18 protein-coding genes and 1 pseudogene are annotated in these 18,689 nt (G+C 67.4%); 16 read left to right on the forward strand and 3 right to left on the reverse strand.

Annotated elements, in window-relative coordinates:
• Positions 1-2: 2 nt before the first annotated feature.
• Positions 3-707, reverse strand: coding sequence for a protocatechuate 3,4-dioxygenase subunit beta (gene pcaH, locus ACWZHB_RS07390; RefSeq protein WP_427909105.1), 705 nt, complete (start codon positions 705-707; stop codon positions 3-5).
• Positions 708-860: 153 nt separating this feature from the next.
• Here pcaH and ACWZHB_RS07395 point away from each other — a divergent pair, with 153 nt between their 5' ends.
• Positions 861-1,622 carry an IclR family transcriptional regulator gene (locus ACWZHB_RS07395; protein WP_427907176.1) on the forward strand — a complete coding sequence of 254 codons (762 nt, stop codon included), beginning with the start codon at positions 861-863 and terminating at the stop codon, positions 1,620-1,622.
• Between the two features lie 65 nt (positions 1,623-1,687).
• Positions 1,688-2,881, forward strand: a complete 1,194-nt coding sequence (locus tag ACWZHB_RS07400) for a 4-hydroxybenzoate 3-monooxygenase (protein ID WP_427907177.1) — start codon at positions 1,688-1,690, stop codon at positions 2,879-2,881.
• A gap of 217 nt (positions 2,882-3,098) precedes the next feature.
• Here ACWZHB_RS07400 and ACWZHB_RS07405 read toward each other — a convergent pair whose 3' ends face one another.
• A complete protein-coding gene (locus tag ACWZHB_RS07405; RefSeq protein ID WP_427907178.1) occupies positions 3,099-4,031 on the reverse strand; it encodes a LysR family transcriptional regulator in 933 nt (310 codons plus the stop codon).
• Between the two features lie 108 nt (positions 4,032-4,139).
• On the opposite strand from ACWZHB_RS07405, the gene ACWZHB_RS07410 reads away from it, so the two are divergent.
• From ACWZHB_RS07410 to ACWZHB_RS07440, 7 genes are all read left to right on the forward strand, one after another.
• Positions 4,140-5,276, forward strand: coding sequence for an FAD-dependent monooxygenase (locus ACWZHB_RS07410; RefSeq protein ID WP_427907179.1), 1,137 nt, complete (start codon positions 4,140-4,142; stop codon positions 5,274-5,276).
• A 40-nt stretch (positions 5,277-5,316) separates the two neighbouring features.
• Positions 5,317-6,255: a VOC family protein gene (locus ACWZHB_RS07415; protein WP_427907180.1), complete on the forward strand. Its 939-nt coding sequence runs from the start codon at positions 5,317-5,319 to the stop codon at positions 6,253-6,255.
• A 15-nt stretch (positions 6,256-6,270) separates the two neighbouring features.
• Positions 6,271-7,260, forward strand: a complete 990-nt coding sequence (locus ACWZHB_RS07420) for a fumarylacetoacetate hydrolase family protein (protein WP_427907181.1) — start codon at positions 6,271-6,273, stop codon at positions 7,258-7,260.
• Positions 7,257-7,994 carry an SDR family NAD(P)-dependent oxidoreductase gene (locus ACWZHB_RS07425; protein ID WP_427907182.1) on the forward strand — a complete coding sequence of 246 codons (738 nt, stop codon included), beginning with the start codon at positions 7,257-7,259 and terminating at the stop codon, positions 7,992-7,994. Before ACWZHB_RS07420 ends, ACWZHB_RS07425 begins: the two co-directional genes overlap by 4 nt.
• Positions 7,991-8,983 carry a cyclase family protein gene (locus ACWZHB_RS07430; protein WP_427907183.1) on the forward strand — a complete coding sequence of 331 codons (993 nt, stop codon included), beginning with the start codon at positions 7,991-7,993 and terminating at the stop codon, positions 8,981-8,983. Before ACWZHB_RS07425 ends, ACWZHB_RS07430 begins: the two co-directional genes overlap by 4 nt.
• A 74-nt stretch (positions 8,984-9,057) precedes the next feature.
• On the forward strand, positions 9,058-10,239 hold the full coding sequence (locus ACWZHB_RS07435; RefSeq protein ID WP_427907184.1) for an alpha/beta hydrolase family protein: 1,182 nt from the start codon (positions 9,058-9,060) through the stop codon (positions 10,237-10,239).
• 296 nt (positions 10,240-10,535) lie between these two features.
• Entirely contained in the window at positions 10,536-11,708 is a 1,173-nt protein-coding gene (locus tag ACWZHB_RS07440) for an MFS transporter (protein ID WP_427907185.1), read from the forward strand.
• Positions 11,709-11,772: 64 nt separating this feature from the next.
• On the opposite strand, the gene ACWZHB_RS07445 is transcribed toward ACWZHB_RS07440, so the two are convergent.
• The gene (locus ACWZHB_RS07445) at positions 11,773-12,357 is read right to left on the reverse strand and encodes a TetR/AcrR family transcriptional regulator (protein ID WP_427907186.1); all 585 of its coding nucleotides are present in this window, start codon (positions 12,355-12,357) and stop codon (positions 11,773-11,775) included.
• A 97-nt stretch (positions 12,358-12,454) separates the two neighbouring features.
• On the opposite strand from ACWZHB_RS07445, the pseudogene ACWZHB_RS07450 reads away from it, so the two are divergent.
• The 7 genes and pseudogenes from ACWZHB_RS07450 to ACWZHB_RS07480 all read left to right on the forward strand — a co-directional run bounded on the left by ACWZHB_RS07450 (position 12,455) and on the right by ACWZHB_RS07480 (position 18,689).
• Positions 12,455-13,734, forward strand: a pseudogene (locus ACWZHB_RS07450) (carboxylesterase family protein).
• A 211-nt stretch (positions 13,735-13,945) separates the two neighbouring features.
• Positions 13,946-15,103, forward strand: coding sequence for an ABC transporter substrate-binding protein (locus tag ACWZHB_RS07455; RefSeq protein WP_427907187.1), 1,158 nt, complete (start codon positions 13,946-13,948; stop codon positions 15,101-15,103).
• Complete coding sequence (locus tag ACWZHB_RS07460; protein WP_427907188.1) at positions 15,084-16,166, forward strand: FecCD family ABC transporter permease; 1,083 nt, start codon at positions 15,084-15,086, stop codon at positions 16,164-16,166. The genes ACWZHB_RS07455 and ACWZHB_RS07460 overlap by 20 nt, the downstream gene beginning before the upstream one ends.
• Complete coding sequence (locus ACWZHB_RS07465; RefSeq protein WP_427907189.1) at positions 16,159-16,914, forward strand: ABC transporter ATP-binding protein; 756 nt, start codon at positions 16,159-16,161, stop codon at positions 16,912-16,914. The genes ACWZHB_RS07460 and ACWZHB_RS07465 overlap by 8 nt, the downstream gene beginning before the upstream one ends.
• Positions 16,911-17,534 (forward strand): hypothetical protein, encoded by a 624-nt coding sequence (locus tag ACWZHB_RS07470; protein WP_427907190.1) that lies wholly within the window; start codon positions 16,911-16,913, stop codon positions 17,532-17,534. The genes ACWZHB_RS07465 and ACWZHB_RS07470 overlap by 4 nt, the downstream gene beginning before the upstream one ends.
• On the forward strand, positions 17,527-18,177 hold the full coding sequence (locus ACWZHB_RS07475; RefSeq protein WP_427907191.1) for a hypothetical protein: 651 nt from the start codon (positions 17,527-17,529) through the stop codon (positions 18,175-18,177). The genes ACWZHB_RS07470 and ACWZHB_RS07475 overlap by 8 nt, the downstream gene beginning before the upstream one ends.
• A complete protein-coding gene (locus ACWZHB_RS07480) occupies positions 18,171-18,689 on the forward strand; it encodes a hypothetical protein (protein ID WP_427907192.1) in 519 nt (172 codons plus the stop codon). The genes ACWZHB_RS07475 and ACWZHB_RS07480 overlap by 7 nt, the downstream gene beginning before the upstream one ends.

Consider the following 18,689-nt stretch of genomic DNA (forward strand, 5'->3'; position numbering starts at 1 on the left):
TGTCAGTCCTCCGTCGGGGTGCGGTGGCTGCCGGTGAGCACGATGTCCCAGCGGTAGCCGGTGGCCCACTCGTGGCGGGTTACGTCGTGGTCATAGGTGGCGACCAGGCGGGCGCGCGCGGCCGGATCCACGATCGATTGGAAGATCGGGTCGAGCGAGAACAGCGGGTCGCCGGGGAAGTACATCTGGGTGATGAGGCGCTGGGTGAAATCGGTGCCGAACAGCGAGAAATGGATGTGGGCGGGACGCCAGGCGTTGTGGTGGTTCTTCCAGGGGTAGGGGCCGGGCTTGATGGTGGTGAAGGTGTAGTTGCCCTGGTCGTCGGTGAGGGTGCGGCCGACGCCGGTGAAGTTCGGGTCCAGCGGTGCCGGATGCTGGTCGCGTTGGTGGATGTAGCGGCCTGCGGCGTTGGCCTGCCAGATCTCCACGAGCTGGTTGCGCACTGGACGGCCATCGCCGTCGAGCACCCGGCCGGTCACCACGATCCGTTCGCCGAGGGGTTCGCCGCCGTCCTGGATGGTCAGATCCGACTCCAGCCGGGCGACATCGCGGTGGCCGAACACCGGGGCGAACAGCTCGATGAGTTCCGGGTCGACGTGGTGGGGGTCTTTCGTCGGGTGCCGCAGCAGGCTGCTGCGGTAGGGCGAATAGTCCAGTCGTGGCTGGGTTTCGATGGCCCCGGTGTAGTTCGCGCTGATCGAGGCCATCTCGGCACTGATCTCGGCTTGGCTCGCCGACGCCGAATCCGGGCCGGTCAGCGGCGCGAGGGGCGGCTGCTGGGTCTGGGTCACGGCCGAACCATATGTTCGGACCTCGGGTCTTGACTTGCGTCTACTTCCGCTGAGCGGAAGGCTGTTCGGATGGCAGGTAATACCAACCGGCCGGGCCTTTCGGTGACCAGCCGCGCGCTGGCGATCCTGGCCGCGTTCGACGAGCGACATCGGCGCCTCACGCTCACCGAGCTCGCGGCTCGTGCCGAGTTGCCGTTGCCGACCGCGCACCGGCTGGTCGGGGAGCTGGTCACGTGGGGTGCGTTGAGCCGAACCGAGTCCGGGAACTACGTGATCGGGCGCAGGCTGTGGGATATCGGGTTGCTCGCCCCGGTGCAGTCGGGGCTACGCCATATCGCCTCGCCCTATCTGCACGATCTGTACGGTGCGACGCTGGCGACGGTGCACCTCGCGGTACGCGACGGTGTGCAGGTGCTCTATATCGATCGGCTGTCGGGCCATGCCTCGGTCCCGGTGGTCAGCACCATCGGCTCCCGCCTGCCGCTGCATGCGACTGCGGTCGGCAAGGTGCTGTTGGCGCACGCTCCGTCGGAGATCCAGTCTGCGGTGTTCGGTGATCTGTCCAGGATCACCCGGTACACGGTGAATCAGCCGGGGGCACTGCGCCGCCAGCTCGAACGGGTGCGAGAGAACGACTTCGCCACCACCGTCGAAGAGATGAGCCTCGGCGCCTGCTCGGTGGCCGTTCCGATCCGTGCGGGAGGCGAGGTGGTGGCAGCGCTGGGTGTCGTCGTGCCGAGTCTCGAGCGCGACCAGGCACGACTGGTCAGCGCATTACAGGTCGCGGCACGCGGCATCGGTCGGAGTGTGCCGGGGCCGATCATCGACTGACCACGCTTTCACTGAGCGGAAGCCGGGCATAGCTGCGATAGTGGTGCGGACCCAGAATCTCGGCCATGTCCTCACGCACCCAGAGTCGGACCCAGATCGCCATCGTCGGCGCGGGCCCTGCCGGTCTCCTGCTTTCGCACCTGCTCGCCCATGCCGGGATCGACTCGGTCGCAGTGGATGTGCGCGGCCGCCGTGAGATCGAACAGACCCACCGGGCAGGCATTCTCGAACAGGACTCGGTGGACCTGCTCGTCGACAGCGGCGTCTCCGGCCGGGTGCACCGCGACGGTTATCGCCACGACGGGATCGAGCTTGCCTTCGGGGGTGGCAGTCACCGGATCGATTTCCACGGTCTGGTCGGCGCGTCGACCCAGCTCTACCCGCAGACCGACGTCTTCATCGACCTCGCCGACGCCAGGCAGCGCGACGGGGGAGATGTCCGGTTCGGCGTCACCGACGTCGCGGTCGGCGATCTGACCACCGATTCCCCGGTCCTGCGGTTCACCGACGCTGACGGCACCGCTCATGAGGTCCGCGCCGATTTTCTCGTCGGCGCGGACGGCTCCCGCAGCCTGTGCCGCCGTGAGGTGCCCGCCGACCGGCGCAGCCAGTATTTCCGCGAGTATCCCTTCGCGTGGTTCGGGATTCTCGCCGAAGCTCCACCGAGCGCGCCGGAGCTCATCTACAACCACTCCCCGCGCGGTTTCGCGCTGATCAGCCAGCGCACAGAAACGTTGCAGCGCATGTACTTCCAGTGTGACCCGACGGAGAACGTCGAGGACTGGTCCGACGACCGGATCTGGACCGAACTGCAAGCCCGCGTCGGCGCCAACGGCTACACCCTCGCCCAAGGCCCGATCACCGCCAAGTCCGTACTGCCGTTCCGCAGTTTCGTGCAGGAGCCCATGCACTACGGCAGGTTGGTCCTCGCCGGCGACGCCGCGCATACTGTCCCGCCTACGGGCGCGAAAGGACTCAATCTGGCGATGGCCGATGTGCGGGTGCTCGCCGAGGAATTGGAACGCGCGCTCGCGGCGGGCAGCCTCGCACCCTTGGCGACCTACAGCGAGCGGGCGCTGCGCCGAGTCTGGAAGGCTCAGCACTTCTCCTACTGGATGACCACGATGCTGCACACGCTGCCCGACGTCACCCCGTTCGACCTGCGCAGGCAGGAAGGGGAATTGGCGTCGGTGACCGGCTCGACGGCCGGCTCCACCTTCCTCGCCGAGGCCTACACCGGCTGGCCCGAACACCGGTAACGACCACAGCGGCCGCATCCACCGGGGATGCGGCCGCTGCAGTCGGGTGGGTGGGTCAGAGCCTTTGAGCAGAACGCACAGTCCGATCGCCGGCCATTGATAAGAAGACATGGGGCCCGCGTCGATGCGGTCACGCAGTGGAGTATTCATGGGCAGAGCATGGGTGTCCCGGCGCGACGACGACAAGTACGCGCTCATTCAATGAGCAGCGCGACGATTACGGTGTCACGCAGCTGCTTTGTGCCGCTTCCAGGATCAGATGGCGCAGGAAGCGGTGCTCTGGATCGTCGGTGAACACCGGGTGCCACCACATTGCCTGGGTCAGCTCGCCGAGGTCGACCGGGCACGGATAGGCCGTGAGACCCTCGCTCATCCCGGGGACCGCGAGCAAACGGCGCGGGACGAGTGCGATGCGGTCGCTGCCGGTGATCAGGCACGGGACGGTCATGAAGTTCTCGGTGACGATCTGGCGGGTCGGTTCGATGCCTAGCATGCGCAACCGGCGCGCGGCCGGGGTGGACGCGGTCTGCGAGTGATAGACGAGAACCCAGGGACGCCGCTGCAGGTCCTCGGCGGTCAGTTCGCCGCTGGCCGGTTCGTGGTCCCGATCCGTCACGACCATCCAATCATCATGGAAGACCGTCTCATTGGGTAGATCGGTGACGAAACCGTGCGGCACGAGCATGACGTCGTAGGTGGTGAGGGTGTGCTCGGCTCGGGCGACGAGTTCAGGTGAGGAGGGGAGAATACGCAGGCGTGCGTGGGGTGCGGCCGCCGTGAGCAGTTCGGCCAGACGTTGGCCGAGCAATGCTGTGGTGTAGTCGCTGGTCACCACCGAGTATTCGCGGCTGGTGTCGGTGGCGTCGAAGGTGCCGCGCGCGGAGAACACCCGCTCGACGCCCGTCAGCGCGGCCCTGGTGCGCTGACGCAGTCCTACGCCGAAGGGCGTCAACCGGTACCTGTTGCCGACCCGCTCGAGGATGTCGTCGTCGAAATGGCGGCGCAGCCGAGCCAAGGCCGCCGAGACGGCCGGTTGGGTGACGCCGAGATGCTCGGCGGCCCTGGTCACACTCTCGTTCTGCACCACGGCCTCCAGCGTGACGAGCAGATTGAGGTCGAGATTGGCCAACGGGCGAGCAGGCTGCTGCATAACTCCCATTTATACAGAACATCAGAAAACACGCCTTCCCTGATGGTGATGCGGGTCTCAAAGTGGAGTGAGTCACCACAACGTGCTCTGTCCCAGGGAAGTGATTCGATGCACCCTCACACCGCCCGCACCGTCCTCGTACTCGGCGGCGGTCTCGCCGGGTCGGCGGCCGCGGTCTTTCTCGCCCGCGCCGGTCTCGACGTCGAACTGGTCGAGGCGCGCGGCCGCGGCCACGCCGTCGGTTCCGGTATCACCCTGCAGGGCAACGCGTTACGCGTGCTGCGTGATCTCGGCCTGTGGACGGCCATCAGTCGCGAGAGCTGGGGTTTCGACACCCTCGGCATCCGCGCGACCGATGCCGCCGGCACCCTGCTCGCTGAGATCCCCGATGTCAAGACCGGCGGCCCCGACCTCCCGGCCGCGGTCGGGATGGAGCGGCCGGTGCTGGCGGCGATGCTGCACGACGCCGCCGAGAAGGCCGGTGCGCGACTGCGTTTCGGCGTGCGGGCCACCGGATTCGACGCCGACGACACCGGTGTCGATGTCGTGTTCGACGACGGCGGTGGCCGCCGATACGACGTGGTGATCGGGGCCGACGGCGTCCGTTCACCGACGCGTCGCGCGCTCGGCATCGAGTCCGAGCCGCAGCCCACCGGCATGGGCATCTGGCGGTTGGTGTGTTCGCGTCCGGCATCGATCACCCGCACCGACCTCTACTACGGCGGTGCCGCGCACATCGCCGGATACTGCCCGACCGGACCGGACTCGATGTACGCCTACATCGTCGAGGACACCAGGGATCATTCGGCGCTGTCGAAAGCCGAGCAGCTCGAGGTGATGCGCGCACTGGCCGCCGAGTACCACGGCCCGTGGGACGAGGTCCGTGCGCTGCTGACCGATCCCGATGCCGTCAACTACACCAGGTTCGAACAACACGTGATCGACGGGCCGTGGAATCGCGGACGGATCGTGCTGATCGGCGACGCCGCGCACGCGTGCCCGCCCACCCTCGCCCAAGGCGGCGCGCAGGCACTCGAGGACGCGGCGGTGCTGAGTGAACTCCTCATCGCCGAACCGGTCGGACCGCAGCTGTGGCAGAGCTTCACCGAGCGCCGGCTGCCGCGGGCGAAAGCCGTGGTCGAGGCCTCGGTGCAGCTCGGCCGATGGATGCTCGACCACGATCCCGACGCCGACGTCCCCGGCTTGATGCGCCGCATCGCCGAACTCGTCGTGACACCGGCCTGACTACCCGCCGACCTCTACTACTCATTCTCGGAGCCTGCTCATGACCGATCATGTCTTCACCCACTTGCGGCACACGGCACTGGCCGTGCCCGACTTCGACAAGCAGCTCGACTTCTACACCAACCACTGGGGCCTGTCGGTGACCGCGACCGACGGCGATGTCACCTATCTGGCCGCGGAGGGCTCGCCCGAGCAGTACGTGGTGCGCATCCGCCGCGCCGCGGACAAACGTCTCGACCTGATCTCCTTCGGCGTCACCGACAGCGCGGCCGTCGACACCGTCGCCGAAAAGCTCGGTCGCGGCGGTGCGACCCTGGTCACCGAACCGGGCCGATTGCAGACGCCCGGTGGGGGATACGGGTTCCGGTTCTTCGACAACGAAGGACGCACGATCGAGGTGTCCGCCGATGTCGCCGCTCGTGAACATCGCAAAGTGGAAGTGGGCGAGGCGATTCCGGTGCGGCTGTCGCACGTGGTGGTGAATTCCTCGGATCCGGAAGCCACCGTGGCGTTCTACGAGAAGCATTTCGGTTTCCAGGTTTCCGACATTCTCATGCATCCGCGTATGGGCAAGATGATGTGGTTCCTGCGCACCAACCGGTGGCACCATTCGCTGGCCATCGCGCGCGGCCCCCATCCCGCGCTGCACCACGCGTCGTTCGAATTGCGCGGTCTCGACGAGTACATGCGTGGCACGGGACGGATGCTGAGGTCGGGCGTCGAGAAGATCTGGGGCCCCGGCCGGCACCTCGCGGGCAACAACACCTTCTCGTACTTCCTCGACCCCAACGGCAACACGATGGAGTACACGACCGAACTCGAGTCCCTCGATGAGGACACCTGGCACCCGCATCTCTACGACTTCTCCCAGCCCGAGGTCAGCGACCAGTGGGGGACCGCCAACGCGATGGACGAATTCGTCGCCGCGAAGTCGTTCAACGACCCCGACAAGGGTCTGTTCATCGCGCCGCCGGTCTGAAAGGGGTTATCCACCATGCGTTTCGCCATGATTCGCCGTGACGACGCGGCAGCTGTCGCCGCTGTCGTCGACGGCGACACCGTGTACCCGTTCCCGGACGGCACCACCGTGCTCGAACTCGTCGGGGCCGGGCTGACCGCCGCACTGGAGATGGGCAACCAGATCCGCGCGATCACCACGCCGATTCCGGTCGGCGAGGTCGGCTTCGACGCTCCGCTGGCACCGCCGACGATCCGTGACTTCGTGACCTTCGAAGAACACGTCGAAGGGGTCCGCGCGAGTGTCCAAGGGCGCGGCGGTGTTCCGGAGGCCTGGTATGCCGCACCGCATTTCTACTTCACCAACCCGCATACGGTGAACGGTCCGCACAGCGAGATCCGGGCACCGCACCACTGCGCGGAACTGGACTTCGAACTCGAGGTCGCGGCGGTCGTCGGCCGCGCCGGTCACGACCTGACCGTCGAACAGGCCGCCGACCATATTTTCGGCTACACGATCCTCAACGATTGGTCGGCACGTGATCTGCAGCGTCTGGAAATGCAGGTCGGCCTCGGTCCGGCGAAGGGCAAGGACTTCGCCAACACACTCGGCCCGGTGCTGGTGACTGCCGACGAAATGGTGCCGTTCCTCGACACCGACGGATTCCTCGAACTGCACTGCACCGCAAGGGTCAACGGGACCGAAGTGGGCCGCGACGTCCTGTCCAACATGGGCTGGACCTTCCCCGCGCTGCTGGCCTACGCCTCCCGCGACGCCGCGCTCGCCCCGGGCGACGTACTCGGCTCTGGCACCGTCGGCAACGGCGGCTGCCTGGCCGAACTGTGGGGCCGACGCGGCCGCCTCGACCCGCCACCGCTGAACACCGGCGACACGGTCGAACTCACCGTGGAAGGCATCGGCACCCTGGTCAACACGATCGGCGAACGCACCACCGCGCCACACCCCGTGCCTGCACCCCGCCTCCGCGACCGCGCCGACCACCGAGCCGAGGTGATCGCGCGGTGACAACCGACGCCACGGCGACAGTGGTTGTCACCGGCGCTGCCGGGGGCATCGGCCGCGTCGTCGCCGAACGACTCACCGACGACGGCTACCAGGTCGTCGCACTCGATCGCCACGGCAGTGATCGCGTCCGCGCGTTCGATGTCACCGACGAGCGACAATGGCGAGAATTGGCAGCCACCCTCGACGCACCCGTGCACGGACTGGTCAACTGCGCCGGCATCACTCGCCGCGCACGCCTCGGCGAGGTGACAGTGGCCGACATGACCGACACCTACGCGGTCAACGTGCTGGCACCGCTGCTGGCGATCCAGGCGCTGACACCCCTGATGAGCGCCGGCTCGGCAATCGTCAACATCGGGTCGATCGCGGCGCTCACCGGCCACTACCCCGTGGCCTACACCACCAGCAAATGGGCACTGCGCGGTCTGACCCACACCGCCGCACTCGGCTTGGGGGAACGCGGAATTCGGATCAATATCGTTCACCCGGGTTTCATCGATACCCCCATGACGGAATCGGCACCCGGCCCGTTCCGGTCGGCGTCGATCGGTGAGACCGCGCTGGCGCGTGCGGGGACCGCCGCCGAGGTCGCCGGCGCGGTGGCCTTCCTCCTCGGCCCGGATTCCACCTACATGACCGGCGGCGAGATCACCGTCGACGGCGGAGCGAGCTCGCACGGCGGCGTGAAGTCGATCTCGGATGCGCTACGACCCGAACCACAGGAGCACAGATGACCGGAACAGAAACTGCCGCAACGGAACTCGATCGCAGTGACCCGGAGTCCGCGATCGCCGCCGCCGCCCGGCGCTGCTCGAACTGGGCGCGGTGGGGTGATGACGATGTGCACGGCACCCTGAACTTCCTCGATGACGCCAAGCGGGCCGAAGCCGGGGCATTGATTCGGCACGGCCGCAGCTTCAGTCTGTCGCAGAGCTTCGATACGAACGGGCCGCAGCGTGGCTGGCGGCGTCGCTCGAATCCCGTGCACACCATGCTCGACACGGGTACCGACGCCGAAGCCGGGATACAGGGCTTTCCGCACGGTCTCGGCGGTGCCGACGACGTGGTGTCGATGCCGCTGCAGTGTTCGACGCAATGGGACGGCCTCGGCCACATTTTCGACCACGGCCGGGCCTGGAACGGGCGTCGCGCGGGCGAGGTGGTGACCTCGCAGGGCGATCAGGTCACCGGCATCGAAACCGTGGCGGATCGGATCGTGGGTCGCGGCGTGCTGCTCGACGTCGGGCGCGTGTACGGGACGGCTACGGAACTGCCGGACGGATTCGCCATCACCACAGCCCATCTCGAGGAGACGATCCGCACGCAGGGAGCGTCCTCGGCGGTCGGTCGCGGCGACATCGTGACCGTGCGCACCGGCCAGCTCACCCGCGCCCGCCGCGAGGGATGGAACGACTACGCGGGCGGCGCGGCACCCGGCCTGTCATTCACCACCGCGGACTGGTTGCACCGCACCGAGATCGCCGCCATCGCCACCGACACCTGGGGTTTCGAGGTACGGCCCAACGAGTTCGACGACGCCTTCCAACCCCTGCACCAGGTCGCCATCCCGCACATCGGGCTGTTCCTCGGCGAGATGTGGGACCTGGACGCGCTCGCCGAACACTGCGCCCGCGTCGGCAACTACGAGTTCTTCCTCGTCGCCGCGCCGATCCCGGTCACCGGCGCTGTCGGTGCACCGGTCAACCCGATCGCGGTCGTCTGAGCACCGGACGAGATCTGCGCCGAGTGCGGATCGTCGCCACGTTCTGAAACCTGTTGTACGAAAGGAAGATACTGATGTTCGAATACTTTCCCGGAAATTACGTCTGGAACCTCGGGGTGGTCGCGGCGCTGAACAGCGGCGGCTACATCGACGAAGTCGATCGGGCCTGCCGTCCCATCCGAGACGCGGCCACCCGTGGTGAGGACGCGGGCACCGAGGAGTTCCTCGCGTCCTGGACAGCGGTCGTCGACGACCTGGTCGAGGCCGCGGGCAGCGATCGGGCGATCGGGCGCACCCGGTCGGCGGGCCGCGCCTACGCTCGTGCCGCGAACTACCTGATCCACGCCGAGCGTATGCAGAGCCCACAGACGCCGGATCGCAACGCGATCTATCGCCGGGTGCTCGACTTGATGCAGCAGTCCTTCGACCTGGTCGATCCGAATACCGTGCGGGTCTCGATTCCCTTCCGCGACACCACACTTCCGGCCTACTTCACCCGCCCCGACGTAGCGGGTCCGGTGCCCTGCATGATCGTGTGGAACGGCCTGGACAGCACCAAAGAGCATATGTACTTGTCCGGGTTCGCCCACGAGCTCGCCGAGCGCGGGATCGCCACCCTCATGGTCGACTGCCCGGGCAGCGGTGAGGCACTGCGCCTGCAAGGACTCACCGCCCAGATCGAGACCGAGGAATGGGCGGCCGCCTGTGTCGACTACCTCGAAACCGTCGACTACGTCGACCCCGCGCGTATCGGTCTGGTCGGCTGGTCGCTGGGCGGCTACTACGCACCCCGCGCGGCGGCCTTCGAGAAGCGGCTGGCGCTGTGCGTGGCGTGGGGCGCCAACCACGACTGGGGCAAGGTGCAGCGTCGCCGGATCGAGCGCGAAGGTGAACGTCCGGTACCGCACTACTGGAACCACGTGCAGTGGGTCTGGGGCGAGAAGGACCTCGACACTTTCCTGAACAACGCCGACGGCGTCAACCTCGACGGCGTCGTCGAACAGATCACCGTGCCCTTCCTCATCGTGCACGGTGAGAACGACCGCCAGATCCCCCTGGAATACGCGCACCGGTCCTACGAACAGGCCACGGCCAGCCCGAAACGGCAGCTGCGGGTCTTCACCGCCCGCGAGGGCGGCGCCGAACATATCGGACTGGACAACTTCCCCCTGGTCAGCACCTATATCGCCGACTGGGTGACCGAGACCTTCGCCGAACTGGGGGCAGACCAGCCGACGGCGAGCGCCGTCGGCTGAACACCGCGGCGATGTCGGCCGGTGCCGTGCCCGGCCACCCGCCGACATCGCCGTCGGAATGCCCTGCTCACGTCGAATGTCACTGCGATAGGGTGTGATTCGTGACCACTGCGACACAGGCGGACAGACTCTAGCCACCGGTCCCTCGGTGGCTGCCCGGAGTCGGCGACACCGCGCCCTGACGGCGCGGTAGTTTTCGCTGCTCTGAAGTCCACCGGCCGGACCCGCTGTCGTCCGCGCGGCCATCCCCTTTCCTCGGATGCGCCGTCCGCTTCGCACTCAGTGGGAGTACCCCTATGCCCAAGTGGTTGGCGGCGCTGTTCGCCGCCTCGTTCGTGTTCTATACCGACGACTATGTGATCGCCGGTGTCCTGCCCGAGATCGCCCGCGATCTGGGCGTGAGCCAGGCCGCCGCCGGTCAGCTCATCACCGTGTTCGCCGTGACCGTCGCCCTGGTGGCGCCGGTCGCCGCCGTCGTCCTGGCCCGCGCGCCTCGACGCGTGCTGCTGGTGGCGAGCCTGTGCGCGTTCGTCGCTGCCAATGCGGCCGCGGCGGGCGCGTCGTCGTTCACCGTGCTGGTGATCCTGCGCGTCGTTGCTGCCGCGGCTGCCGCGGTCGCGACGCCGGCGCTGTTCGCCACCGCGGTCCAGCGGGCGCCCGCCGCGAAGGTCGGCCGCTATGTCGCGGTGGTAGCGCTGGGCGTCACCGGGTCGATAGCGGTCGGGGTGCCGATCGGCACCTGGATCGGTGGTGCGTTCGGCTGGCGCGCGGTATTCGCCACCATGGCGGTGTGCGGCCTGCTCGCCCTCGCCGGTCTGCTGATCACGGTGCCGCGCGGCATGGTCGGCGGTCCCGCGCCCGACTGGCGGGCCCAGGTGCGCAGCCTGGGGCGGCGGCCGGTGACCTTCGGTCTGCTGGCGAATATGTCGCTGATGACCGGATCGATGATGATGCTCACCTACCTCGCGCTGTTCCTCGCCGATGTCGCCGGGGCGGCCGTCGACGCCCGCGCCCTCTCCTTCGGTCTGGCTGGTATCGCGGGCACCCTCGGCATGTGGGGTGGCGGCGTGATGACCGACCGGCACGGCCCGGACCGTGCCCTGCTGATCGGTATGAGCGCCATCGCCGGGTCCATGGCCGGCCTGTGGCTGCTGTGGGGCATGCGCCCGGTCCCGATGACGGCCGTGCTGCCTGTACTCGCCGTGTGGGGTGCGGCCGCCTTCTGGAACTCACCCGCGATCCAAGCCCGGCTTGCCACACTGTCCGGCCCTCTGGCCCCACAGGCGCTGGCGCTCAACACCTCCGGCACATATCTGGGTGTCTCCCTCGGCGGTCTGCTCGGCGGTCTCACCCTGAACCGGTGGGGTTCGGGCGCACTGCCACCACTCGCGGTCGCCAGCACCGTTCTTGCGCTGGTGCTGCTGTCCAACGCGAGCGAACCCGTCCGTAAAACGGTGCCTCGCAAGTAGAGGGCCCGGCCGTCGGTGCGGGACGCATCCGCACCGGCGGTTCGGCCGCACATGAAGCGGGGGATCAGCGCGGATCGAGCCCGGTCAGTAGCAGGTCGACCGATCGTTCGGCCAAGCCGTCGGGTATGTCGCTGTTGAACTGCGTCGCATACATGTGCACGAGCCCGCCCAGGGTCAGCATGGTCAGCTGAGGGTCCGCGCCGGCGGTGACTTCGCCGCGCTCGATACCGCGACGGACGATTTCCTCGGACGCCGCGAGTCGCACGGCCCAGAATTCGCGGCGGGCCGCGTCGGTGTCGGCATCGACTTCGGTGATGACCGTGGAGCGGATCAGCGCCGCGCCGGAGGGGGTGCGGGCGAAGCGGATGAGCGTCGTCATGAATTCGAGTAGGTCGGCGCGTACCGATCCGGTGTCGGGGATGGGGATCTGTGACTCCATCCGGGAGAGCAGTGCGTCGACCAGCAGCCGAGGCAGCGTTTTCCAGCGTCGGTAGATCGAGGTCTCGTGCACGCCCGCGGCGGCAGCGATATCGGCGATGCGCACCGCCTCGATGCCGACGGTCTCGACGCGGGCGAGGGTCGCGTCCAGGACGGCGCGCCGCAGTCGCGCGCCGCGGATTTGCGGGGTGTGCTCGACAGACGGAGCCATTCGGCCATTATTGCAAGTCCTCTTGCGTTGTGTGGCTCCCGGGCTTAGCGTGGCGGTTATCGCAAGTTGACTTGCGATAGATCGCAGGAGGAGCGACATGAACGACAGTGACGTCGTGGTGGTCCGCGGCATCCGATTCGCCAGGGCGGACCGGTGGGGCAGGCCCGAACCGGTGCCCTACCTCGGCGAACCAGAGCGCGGGCGGCAACCGGTCACTGCGCCGCAGCTGCCAGGCCGGCTGGAACGGGTAATGGGTGCGCCGGTGCCGCTGCCGCAGTCGGAGGACTGTCTCGAGCTGTCGGTCACCGCGCCCGCGGCGACGCCGGATACTGTCGGGCGTCCCGTGCTGGTGTGGATTCACGGCGGGGCGTATCTGGCCGGGGGCGGCGCCTGGAATCTGTACGACCCGACCGAGCTGGTCCGGGAGACCGGCATCGTCGTCGTCTCGATCAACTATCGCCTCGGTGTGCTCGGCTACCTCCGGGCGTCGCACCGGGCAATCTCGGCCTGCTCGACCAGATCGCCGCGCTGACGTGGGTTCGCGAGCACATCGGGGAGTTCAGCGGCGATCCCACCCAGGTCACCGTCGCGGGCCAGTCCGCCGGGGCGCATTCCATCGTCGCGATGCTCGGCATCGAAGCCACCCGAGGGCTGTTCCGGCGCGCCATCGTGCAGAGCGCACCGTTCGGAATCGGATTTCAGAGTGCGGCGCAGGCGAAGCGCGCGGCACAGCGCTTCCTCGCCGCGCTCGGTAGCGATCCTCGAGACGCGTCAACCGCCGAGATACTCGCCGCGCAGGGTGCGGCCGTGCGCGCGCTGGCCGGCCCGGGCGGGCTGAACTCCGCGCCGCCGTTCGCGCCGATTGCCGATGTCGATCCGCTGCCGGACGAATCCCTGTGGCGTCGTGAGGTCGTGCGGCGAGCCGGCGACCTGCAGGTGATCATCGGGACAACGGCCGACGAGATGGGCGCGTTCTACGGTGGCCCGCATCCGGTGTTCTCCCGGATCCGCCGACTGCCGTTCGGTCCACGGATCGCGTCCGAGATCCAGCAACTGGTCGGACGCAAGGCATTCGAGGACGGCGCCGCCGCATTCGCGGATCTGCTCGCCACCCACGACGCCGACGTCTACCGCTATCGGGTTCGTGAACTGCATCCGAGCAACCCGTTCGGTCCCTGTCACTGCCTCGAACTGCCCCTGCTGTTCGGCGACGACAACGCCTGGTGGGACGCGGCGATGGTGCGACCGTTGAGCCGGGCCGACATTCGTGCGCTCGGCGGCCCGACCCGTAGCCGATGGGGAACTTTCGCGCACACCGGAGATCCGGGATGGCCGCGCCATCTGCCCGGTTCATCGACCACCCACCCGATCCCCTGAGGATGCTTGCCCGATGCCACTGCGCGCGCTGACCGAAACGGACGCGTCGTGCAGCGGATGAGCCAGATCGGTTGCCACGCAAAGCATCCACTATCAGCGGATCTCGACCATCACTTTGCCGAGGGCCAGCCCCACGCCGGCGTGGGGCTGGCGCCTGTGCGGGACATCCCAGCAACCCGTCAACATAGGTTAGGCTAACTTGACTTATTGGATGATGGTTTCAGAGTGGGACGGTAAGCGCATGGCGAAGACGCAGCGGGAGCGGAGCCTCCGGCCCCGGCGATGGATGGCCGTCGGCATGATCGGAGCCCTCGCTCTGACCGCTGGGTGCTCGAGCCGAGAAGCTCAGGCAGGCAACTCGGTCGGCGCGGGAGCGCTGACGATCATCGACCAGCGTGGCCGAACCGTCACACTGGATGGACCCGCGGACAAGGTGGCGTTCACCGTGATGCCCGCACCCTCGATCTTCGCCGCGGTGGACCGCAGCTACGACCGCATCGTCGGCCTCAACCAGTCGACGCTGGTCGCTAATCGGGGTGGCATGTTCGCGACCATGTTCCCCGCCTCGGCCAGCTCCGCGGTTGTCGCGGGCAACGATTTCGTGCCGAATGTCGAGACTCTGCTGCAGCTCGATCCCGATGTCGTTGTCCAGTGGGGTGATCGGGGCAACGACGTGATCGCGCCGATCGAGTCGGCGGGCTTCCCGGTGGTCGGACTGAAGTACGGAACCCAGGACGATCTCGAACAGTGGATCACGCTGTTCTCGCAGATCGCGGGTAAGCCGGAACGTGGGCAGCAACTGGTCGACTGGCAGCGTGCCGAGCAATCCGAGATGCGCGCCGCGGTGGCCTCGACGCAGGGCCAACGGCCGCGGGCGATGATCCTGTCGCGCACTGGTGACACCTACAGCACCACCAGCGCCAAGGGCTACGACGGATTCCAGTTCGACCTGGTCGGCGGGGATCTGGTCACCAAGGGCTTCGTCTCCGACTCCGGACAGGTGGGTCCGGAACAGATCCTGGCCTGGAACCCCGAGGTCATCATGCTCAGTGGATTCGACCAGAGCACTCCTGCTGACATCTACGCCGACCCGCGGCTGGCGAATGTGAGCGCTGTGCAGAACAAGCGCGTCTACAAGACCCCACTCGGTGGATATCGGTGGCAGGTACCGGGCGCGGAATCACCACTGATGTGGCTGTGGATGCACCAGATCCTGTACCCGGGCACGCGCGATGGGCAACTGCGCGAGGACATCCGCGCCGGGTTCGACAATCTGTTCGCCTACCAGATCACCGACGACGAGATCGACCAGGTGCTCCGTCTGGATCTCAACAAAGACGCTGCCGGTTATGACCAGTTCCTCCGTTGATGCGGTAGCGGCGCCGATGGATCCGGCGCCGCTCCGGGCGCGGTTCGATCGACGGATGCTGGCCGTTCCGGGGTTCTTCCTGCTGTTGATCGTCGTGGCGGTCGGCGCACTGGCCGTCGGCCGCTACACCGTCCCGCCGAACGAGATCGTTCGAATCCTGTTGGGGCAGTTCTTGCCGATCGAGCAGACCTGGTACCCGCAGGAAGCCACGGTGGTGCTCGATGTGCGACTTCCCCGCGTCCTGTTGTCGATCCTGTTGGGGGCGGGGCTCGCGCTCACCGGTGCGGTGATGCAGGCAGTGTTCCGCAACCCGCTCGCCAGCGCCCAGGTACTCGGTGTGTCATCGGGTGCCTCATTCGGTGGCGTGCTGATCCTGCTCGCCGGATTCAGCGGCGCCGCACTGGTTGGCGGCGCGTTCCTCGGCGGCGTGGCGGCATTGGCGCTGGTCATCGCGATCGCTCGGGCCGTGCCGGGGGCGCCACTGTTGATGATCATCCTCGGCGGGACCGTGGTCGGCGCGATGTTCGGGGCAATGGTCTCGTTCATCACCTATATCGCCGACCCCTACAGCGAACTTCCCTCGATCGTCTTCTGGCTCATGGGTTCACTCGCGACGGCCGGCTACCCCAAGGTGCTGACCGCGGCGATCCCGATCGTCGCGGCGGGACTGGTGGTGCTCGCGCTGCGGTGGCGACTGAATATCCTCGCGATGGGCGACGAGGACGCCACCGCGCTGGGGCTGGCGCCCCAGCGGCTGCGCAACCTTCTGCTGGTGTGCGTCGCGCTGATCACCGCGGGATCGGTGTCGGTCGCCGGGGTGATCGGCTGGGTGGGACTGGTCGTCCCGCACCTGGTGCGGATGATGGTCGGCACCGACAACCGGATGGTGCTGCCGGTCAGCGCATTACTCGGCGCCAGCTACCTGACCCTGATCGACACCCTCTCACGCACGATCAGCACCGCCGAGATCCCGATCGGCATCCTCACCGCGATCATCGGCGCTCCCTTCTTCGTAGCGCTGCTGATCCGCAACCGAACCCGCCTGTGGGGTTCGGATGCTTGAGGCGAGCTTGTTGTCGTTCCGCTATTCGGCCAAGGGGCCGTGGATCTTTCGCGATGTCTCGGTACGCGCCGCGGCGGGTCAGGTATTGGCGGTGCTCGGACCGAACGCACGCGGCAAGACCACGATGCTCAAGTGTCTGGCCGGAATCACGCACCCGGTGGCGGGTTCCGTCGTGGCAACCGGAGGCGTGGGTTACGTCCCACAGAGCCATTCGGTGGTGTTCTCGTTCTCGGTGCTCGATATCGTGCTCATGGGCCGGGCAAGGACGGTGAAGATCTACAGCACTCCTACCGCCACCGACCGCGAGGCCGCGCGGGACGCGCTGCACCGGGTCGGCGTTTCGCATCTCGCGGACCGTGACTACGCCGGACTCAGTGGTGGAGAGCGTCAATTGGTGCTCATCGCCCGGGCGTTGGTCTCCGACTGCGACACCATCGTGCTCGACGAACCCGCCGCCGCCCTCGACCTGCGCAACCAGGCCCAGGTGCTGACTGTGCTCCGCGCGCTCGCCGACGAAGGAATGGCGGTCGTGATGACCACACACCATCCCGATCACGCACTGCACGTGGCCGAACGGTCGATGCTGATGGTGAGCGCCGACGACCAGCGGATCGGCCCGACACGCGAGTTGCTCACCAGCACACTGCTTTCCCAGATGTACGGGGTGCCGATCGTCACCGCCGACGTCGAAACGCCGAGTGCGATAAGGCGACTGACCGTTCCCGATTTCGGCAGGGGAATCTCGTGACGGTTCTGCACGCCCTCATGGCCCCGCGCGACCGGCAAGTGATCGACGGCATGCGAGAAATCGATGTCTACGACCTGCAGGAAGAATGCGACGACTCGGTCACCGGTGTGCATCTGACCGGCGATGTCGATCAAGAGTACTTGCTCCAACAGCGACCGTTTCTGGATTCCTTTGTCACACGCGGCGGACGTGTCGTCATCAACGGGCATGTGCAGCGACTCTTCCTGCACGGCCTGAGTACCTGGCGAAAGCTCGACTTCCGCAACCCGCGTGATCTCGCGTTGACGCGCGTGAACGAGCATCCCGTGTGGGCAGGCACCGATCCGAAGTCCTTCCTGTACAACACCGGAACGCCGGGACCTGTGCCGTTCGAAGAACTGGCCCGGATCGGCGTCGCCGGCTTCTACGGGCGTGGCTGGTATGCGGACCTGCCCGACGACTCCCGCGTGGTGCACACCCTCGGGACGACCAACGCCCCGGTCGACTACGACTACCCGCTCGGCGCGGGCCGGGTCCTGGTGCACGGCGGCAACGATCTGCTGCAGTTCGCCACCGCCGCTCGCGGCACGCAGCGAATGCGCACCCAGCTCGTCCGATGGCTGGAGGGCCGCGATGACTGACCGTGTTCGCGCCACCTGCTCGATCGCCTTGCTACACGGCGGCAGCCACGCGCAACTGGCCACCCTGGCCGACCCCGCGCTGGCGCCGTACCGGCTCCGTCCGATCCATGTGCGGACCGGGGCTCCCGAGGAACTCACCGACATCGACGTGCTCGTGGTGTCCGACCGGCTCCGCCCGGATCTGTTGCGGCACTGGACCTCAGGCATTCTCGCTGCCCTCGACCGGGGCGTCACCGTCTTGGTCTTCGGCGAGAATTCCGTGGAGGGCTGGGTGCCCGGCGTCCGGCAACAGAGCCGTCCCACCGTGTTCTGGTGGTGGCGAACCGGCGAAGACCACAGGCTCCGCACACGCGTCCCAGACCATCCAGCCTGGGACTTCTTCGCCGACCGCGCGGTGATCTGGCACTACCACGGTGTGCTCGAACCCCCGCCCGGCGCGGTGAGCCTGGTCGATCTGCACACCGAGGACGGTGCCCGCGACGGTTCGATCCTCTATCTCGACGAGCAGTCGACGCCCGGTCGTCTACTGGTCACCACCATGGACCCGGTGTACCACCACGGGTCCGGATTCATGCCCGGCGCAACGCAATTGCTCTACTCGGCGTTGTACTGGGCCACCGCTGACCGGAGGAAAACATGCTGACAGTCCTCGAATCGGGTACGCCGATCGATATCTCGTTCACCGATCTGATGAAGTACCACGGGCCACACTTTCCCGGCGGGGTGGCGCACGCGTACTGCGCGATGCGCCACGCCGTCGCGGTGCTCGGTCCCGTCGAGCGCCGTGAGGTCACCGTCCGCACCGCGTTCCCCGGCCCCGGTGGACGCGACGCGATCGAAATGGCCTTGCGCGCGGTCACCGGCGATCGTTTCGCCGTCGTGCCCGAACTCGCTGCGACCGACCGCGGCGTCACTCTGGCCCGCTACGTCTGGGAATTTCGCTATCGCGACCGGACCGTGCTGGTGCGGTTGCGCGACGCGGGATTCGTCACCGACGAATTCATCGAGCTCGGAGCCCGTAGCGACCGCACTCCGGCCGACGACGAACGGCTGACCGTGCTGAAACAGGAGATGACCGACCGACTGCTGGGCGGCGAGGTCGGGGAGGTCTACGAAGAGCTGCCGCAGCCGACGGGCTGCGGCGCGCAACACTGA

This window comes from Nocardia sp. FBN12, assembly GCF_054031145.1.